The sequence below is a fragment of the Olsenella sp. CU969 genome (genome assembly GCF_905219715.1).
Classification (GTDB): domain Bacteria; phylum Actinomycetota; class Coriobacteriia; order Coriobacteriales; family Atopobiaceae; genus Granulimonas; species Granulimonas faecalis.
In genome coordinates, this window is sequence record NZ_CAJMXC010000095.1 from 1 (window position 1) to 6382 (window position 6382).

The following is a 6382-nucleotide window of genomic DNA, read 5'->3' on the forward strand; positions in this document are numbered from 1 at the left end:
TCGTGGGGCTCGTGGGGATCTCGGTCTCGGCCATGGTGGGGGGCGGGATCTACTCCCTGCCCGGCGCCGTGGCCGCCCATGCCTCGGCCGGGGCCACCCTCGTGGCGTGGCTGCTCACCGGTCTGGGCATGTGGTTCGTGGTGGGGACCTTCCGCATCCTCGCCCAGGTGCGTCCCGAGCTCACCAACGGCGTGTACGCCTACGCAGAACGGGGTTTCGGCAGGCTTGTCGGCTTTTTGGTGATGCTGGGCTACTGGTGCACGTCCTGCTGCGCCATGGCCACCTACGGGGTGCTGCTCATGGCAACCCTCTCGCCGTTGGTGCCCGCCTTCGGGGCCGGCAACACCGTGCCCGCCCTCCTGGGCGCCTCAGTGGTGGTGTGGTCGGTCTTCGCCCTCGCACGGCGCGGCGTGGAGCAGGCGTCGGTGCTCAACATCGTGGGCACCGTGGCCAAGTTCGTGCCCGTGGCGGTCTTCGTGGCGGTGTGCGCCGCCCATTTCGACCCCGCTGTCTTCTCCGGAGGCTTCTTCGGCTCGGCCCCGGCCGCCCCCGGTGGCACGGCCGACGGCCTCGCGGGCCAGGTGGCCGACGTGATGATGGTTACCCTGTGGGTGTTCATCGGCATCGAGGGGGCCGTGGTGGTCTCCGGCGACGCCACGAGCCAGAAGGCGGTGGGCAGGGCGGTCACCCTAGCCCTGGCCGTGGCCCTGGTCTTCTACGTCCTCGTGTCCACGGTGCCCTTCGGCGTCTTCTCCCAGGACGACATCGCCGCCATGGCCTCGCCCTCCACGGCCCAGATTCTCCTGGCGTTGGCGGGCGACTGGGGGAGGGTCCTCGTCTCGGTGGGCATCGTGGTGTCGATCCTGTCGTCGTGGCTCGTGTGGATGTGCATGCAGGGCCAGATGCCCACGTCGGCGGCGGCCGACGGCATCTTTCCGGCCCGCTTCACCTCCCGCAACCGCTTCGGCGCCCCGGGGCGCTCCCTTCTGGCCTGCGCCGCCCTCACCCAGCTCTTCCTGGTCCTCGCCTGCCTGCTGGGCTCTGAGGCGTGGGACACCATGGTCTCCATCACCTCGGTGATGACGGTGCCGGCCTACTTCTGCTGCTGCCTGTTCCTGGTCAAGGAGGCCGTGGTGGGGAGCGACTGGCAGGCCCCGGGGGTGCCGAGGCCCCGGGCCTTCCTCGTCGGCGCCGCCGGCTGCCTGTTCGGCGTGGTGCTGCTCGTCGCCGCGGGGGTGGAGAACCTCATGCTCGCAAGCATCGTCTTCGCCCTGGGCCTCCCGCTCTTCCTCGTGGGGCTGCGCCAGTCGGGGCGGGGCGTCCCGCTCAAGGCGTGGGAACGGGCGGCCATGGTGGCCATCGTGGCCGTGGCCGCGGCATCGGTTCTGGGTTTCGCGTTGCAGGTCCTTGCTTGAGTCTTTGGGGGCACGGACAGAAAAGAAGGGCCTACCTCATTTTTTAGCTACGGGCACGCTTTCTCCACAACCGCTGTCCCTACAACGTATTTAATTTGACCGTCCGCAACTTTCAGGCCCGTGGCATACCGGGCCGAGGGGTTCGATTAAAAATAAGTATCTAAAATATATTAAATATAAGGTATGCATATATCGATATTACGAGGGCATACCCGTGGTTTTTGAAAACAAAAAGGGGAACTACCCCCTCTGAAAAGGTTCCGGCAACCAAGGGGGTCCCATGGGTGGTCTCACGGACAGGCAGCAGGCCATGATCGACGGGGCGTCGAGGGTCGACGTGGCGGGATGGCACCACGTGAAGGNGGCGGGCACGCCCTACGAGTGCGGGTTCCAGGAGGGCTACCTCCTGGCCGACGAGTACGCCGACGCCCTCCGTGTGTACGACTACATGACGCTGCAGACCTACGGCATGAGCTACCANTGGTTCTGCNANCAGNCCGTGCGCCTGCANAAGGATAAGATCCCCGAGCGCCTCATGGACGAGCTCCGCGGCATGGCCGACGGCCTCACGGCGGCCGGCGTCCCCTCCACGGTGGACGACCTCATTGGTTGGAACGCCTACTACGAGATCACCGGGTACTGGTGGCCCCTCAACGCCNCCAAGGTGGTGGGGGCCATGCCCGAGAACATCATGACCCACAAAGCCTCCCACTGCTCGGCCATCGTGGCCACGGGCGGCGCCACCGCCGACGGTCGCCCCGTCATCGCCCACGAGTCGTTCGACGAGTTCTGGGCGGGCCAGTACTTCAACGTCTGCCTCGACGTCACGCCCGACGAGGGGCGCCGCTTCGTCATGCAGACCGTGCCGTGCTATGTGGACTCCATGACCGACTACTACGTCAACGATGCCGGCCTGGCCGTCACCGAGACCACCCTGGCCGGCTTCTCCGGCTACGACGAGGGCGGCATGCCCGAGTACGTGCGCGCCCGCAACGCCGTGCAGTTCGCCGACTCCATCGACGACTTCGTGCGCCTGATCGACGAGGGCAACAACGGCGGCTACGCCAACGCGTGGCTTGTCGCCGACACCAAGACCGGCGAGGTGGCCCGCTACGAGCAGGGCCTCAAGTTCCAGTCCCTCGACCGCACCCACGACGGCTGCTTCTTCGGCTGCAACGCGGTGTTCGACCCGCGCATCCGCAACCTCGAGTGNAAGGACAACGGCTTCAACGACCCGCGCCAGCAGACTGGCGCCCGGCGCCAACGCTGGATGGAGCTCATCGAGCGCCACTCCGGCTCCATCGACGTCGAGCTCGCCAAGAGGATGCTCGCCGACACCTACGACGTCTACACCGGCTACGACAACCCGTCGAGCCGCACCATCTGCAGCCACTACGACGTCGACCCGCAGTACTGGGCCGATGACCCGGCGGCCGTGTGGAACGTGCCCTTCTACCCGGCGGGATCGTGCGACGGCAAGGCGGCGGGCGCCGACGACATCGAGGCCATGCGTTTCTGGGGCCGCTACGGCCGCGCCGACGGCGTGGAGTTCGACNNCGACNAGTTCTTCGAGCATCACCCGCTCTGGCGCTGGCAGGAGGGCTACACCAAGAGCCGCCCCTCCCAGCCCTGGACCCTCTTCGAGTAGGGCCGGCACGGCGGTGCCCATAGAGACGTAGGAAGACAGCGGCCGCCGGGGCGGCCACGACAGGAGACGAGGTAGACACCATGAAACTGAGCAAGGAATCCATCGCGAGGATGGCCGAGGCTTACAAGGGCGCCACGACCCAGCACGTCGCCGAGCGCGCGGTGACCAAGAACGGCATCCTCGCCGCGTCCGAGGACATCCAGGTGGCCAAGGGGCTCTCCACCCCGGCCTTCGCGTTCTCCATCGACGTGGACGACGAGGCTGTGGCCAACCAGAAACAGTCCGGCCGCTGCTGGATGTTCGCGTGCCTCAACTTCTGCCGCTTCCACGTGGAGAAGGAGCTTGACCTGCCCCGCGGCACCTTCGAGCTCTCCCAGGCCTACCTCGCCTTCTACAACAAGCTCGAGCGCTCCAACTGGTTCCTCGACCACATCGTGGCCACGGCCGACAAGGGTCTCGACGACCGCGAGGTCACGTGGCTCGTCNACGCCCNCATGCAGGACGGCGGCGACTGGGACATGGTCTGCGGCCTCATCGAGAAGTACGGCGTCGTGCCCCATGCCGCCATGGTCGAGACGGCCTNCACCAACGACACCGCCCAGATCAACACGGTCCTCTCGCACCTTTTGCGCCAGGACGCCCTCAAGCTCCGCTCCATNGTGAGGGAGGGCGCTGCAGACGCCGACGTCGAGGCCGCCGAGGAGGCCATGCTCACCGAGGTCTACCGCGTGCTGTGCGTGGCCTTCGGCGAGCCGCCCCAGAAGGTGGACTTCGAGTACACCGACTCCAAGAAGGAGTTCCACGGTGTCTACGGCCTCACGCCCCTCGAGTTCTACAGGCGCTACGTGGGCATCGACCTCGACGACTACGTGGGCGTCATCAACGTCCCCGGCGAGGGCAACCCCTACGGCCGCACCTACGCCATCGAGGACTCCGACCAGGTCCCCGAGCGCGAGAACCTCTACCTCAACGTCGACATGCCCACCCTCAAGGCCGCGGTCATCGACCAGCTCAAGGCCGGCGAGCCCGTGTGGTTCGGTTGCGACGTGCTTCAGCACTGCGACGAGCAGCTCGGCGTCATGAGCCCCGACCTCTACGACTTCGACGACCTCTTCGGCGTCGAGTTCTCCATGGACAAGGCCGAGCGCTTCGCCATGCACCAGAGCCTGCCCACCCACGCCATGATGATTGCCGGCGTGAACATCGTGGACGGCAAGCCCGACAAATGGAAGATCGANAACTCCTGGGGCACCGAGGCCCACGGCAAGAAGGTGGGCCACAACGGCNACTACGTCTGCAGCGACGAGTGGTTCGACGAGTTCGTCTACGAGGTGGCCGTGAGGAGGTCGTTCCTCTCGCCCGAGCTGCAGAAGGCCCTCGAGGGCGATCCGGTCGTGTGGCCCTTCTGGAACACCTTCAACCCGGTCACCAGCCTCTAGTTTTTGTCCTTAGGGGAGGGGCCGGGCCCCTCCCCCTTTCGATTTTTGAAAGGTCCTCCCATGTTTGGACATCACCACCTTGACAAGGTGAAGGGGCATGCCGACGCGGTGACCGAGGCCCCCAGGCCCGACANGTCGGGCCAGTACATCTCGCTCATGGCNCTGGTCATGATGAATGTGACCATCATCGGCTCCGTGGCCAACGACGTGCAGCAGGCCTACTACGGCCTCTCCTCCATCACGCTCTTCGTCATCGGCGCCATCGTCTTCTTCCTGCCCACCGGCCTCGTGGCGGCCGAGCTTGCCAGCGGCTGGTCCCAGCGCGGCGGCATCTTCCGGTGGGTCGGCGAGGCCATGGGCCCCGGCCTGGCCTTCACGTGCCTTTTGGTCCTCTGGTTCCAGACCTCCATCAACTTCGGTTCCGGTGTCGCCACCGCCTCCACCACAATCGGCTTCTTCACGCCCGACTGGGACTGGGCCGTCGACTTCATGAACCACCCCCAGAACCAGCTCCTCATCATGGTGGCCTGGCTTGCCTACTACTGGATTCTTACGTGGGTCTCCACCAAGGGCGTCAAGGCCTTTGCGCGCATCACCAAGTACGGCGTCCTCATCGGCACGTTCATCCCGCTGGCCTTCATGATCGTCATGTGCGTGGTCTGGCTTGCCCAGGGCAACAAGCCCAATGTGACCGTGACCCCCGAGGCGTTCAACCCGTTCTCCGGAGGCTTCAAGCTGGCCACGCTCTCCCTGGCCGCCGGCGTGTTCTTCTCCTTTGCGGGCATCGACATGAACGCCNCCCACATCAAGCAGCTCAAGAGCCCCCAGAAGGAGTTCCCCGCCTCGATCTTCATCTGCATGATCTTGACGCTCGTCATCTTCATCGCCGGCACGTTGGTCATCGCCATCGTGACGCCTGAGAGCCAGATGAACCTCGTCTACGGCCTCAATCAGACCTATAAGATCTTAGGAGAGTGCTTCGGCGCCCCGTGGATCTACGTGGTGTTCGTGTGGGCGGGCCTCGGCGCCGGCATGGCGTCGCTCGTCACCAACATGGCCGGCCCCTCCTACATGCTCGGCCAGGCCGGCCGCTCCGGCTTTTTGCCCCGCCAGCTCCAGAGCAACAACAAGCACGGCATGCCGAGCCGCCTCATGTACCTGCAGATGGCCTTCATGACCGTCGTGGCCTTCCTGTGCTTCCTCATCCCCAACATCGAGGGCTTCGTGATCTTGATCACCCAGGCCATCACCATCCTCTACATGCTCTACTACGTGCTCATGTTCGTGTCGTTCCTCAAGCTCCGCCACGACCAGCCCAACCGTCCCCGCAGCTTCAAGGTGCCCGGCGGCAAGGTGGGCGCCTGGGTGGTGGCTTGCCTCGGCCTGGCCTCCTGCCTCTTCGGCATCGTGCTCGCCATCATCCCTCCCGCCCAGGTGGCCCAGGAGGTGGGCAGCCCCGTCACCTATGTGGTGGTGATCGCCGTGATCATCGCCGTGGTCCTCGGCATCTCCTTCCTGCTCTACCAGGTCTCCCGCAAGCACGACTGGGCCGACCCCGCCAACCAGTTCGCCCCGTTCACCTGGCAGGTCGAGGGCCTGAAGAAACCGGCCCCGGTTGCCTCCAACGTCCCCACCTCGCTGCTCTCCGAAGGCCAGAACCCCATGGGCCTGCCTATCAAGCGCCTGTGGGACCCCAACGAGAAGCTGCCTGAGGACGCCATCAAGCAGGCCGAGGCCACCGGCACGCTTCCGGCCGACGACCCCGCCGCCATCAACCACCCCGTGAAGCCCGCCATCGACGCGGCCGGCGGCGTGAGCCCCGCCATCCCCTTGAGCCNGCCGCCCCAGATCTCCCGCGCGGCCAAGATCGGCACGTCTAC

Annotated in this window: 4 protein-coding genes; all 4 read left to right on the forward strand. The window is 65.8% G+C overall.

Features of this window, described 5'->3' with window-relative positions; all coding sequences use genetic code 11:
- Positions 1-1415, forward strand: a 1415-nt coding sequence (locus tag JX283_RS07585) for an amino acid permease (protein ID WP_204830034.1), incomplete at its 5' end; no start/stop codon positions are given.
- Positions 1416-1695: 280 nt separating this feature from the next.
- Positions 1696-3063, forward strand: a complete 1368-nt coding sequence (locus JX283_RS07590; RefSeq protein WP_204830035.1) for a C45 family peptidase — start codon at positions 1696-1698, stop codon at positions 3061-3063.
- 80 nt (positions 3064-3143) lie between these two features.
- Positions 3144-4502 carry an aminopeptidase C gene (locus JX283_RS07595; protein WP_204830036.1) on the forward strand — a complete coding sequence of 453 codons (1359 nt, stop codon included), beginning with the start codon at positions 3144-3146 and terminating at the stop codon, positions 4500-4502.
- Positions 4503-4562: 60 nt separating this feature from the next.
- Positions 4563-6382, forward strand: a 1820-nt coding sequence (locus tag JX283_RS07600; protein ID WP_204830037.1) for an APC family permease, incomplete at its 3' end; no start/stop codon positions are given.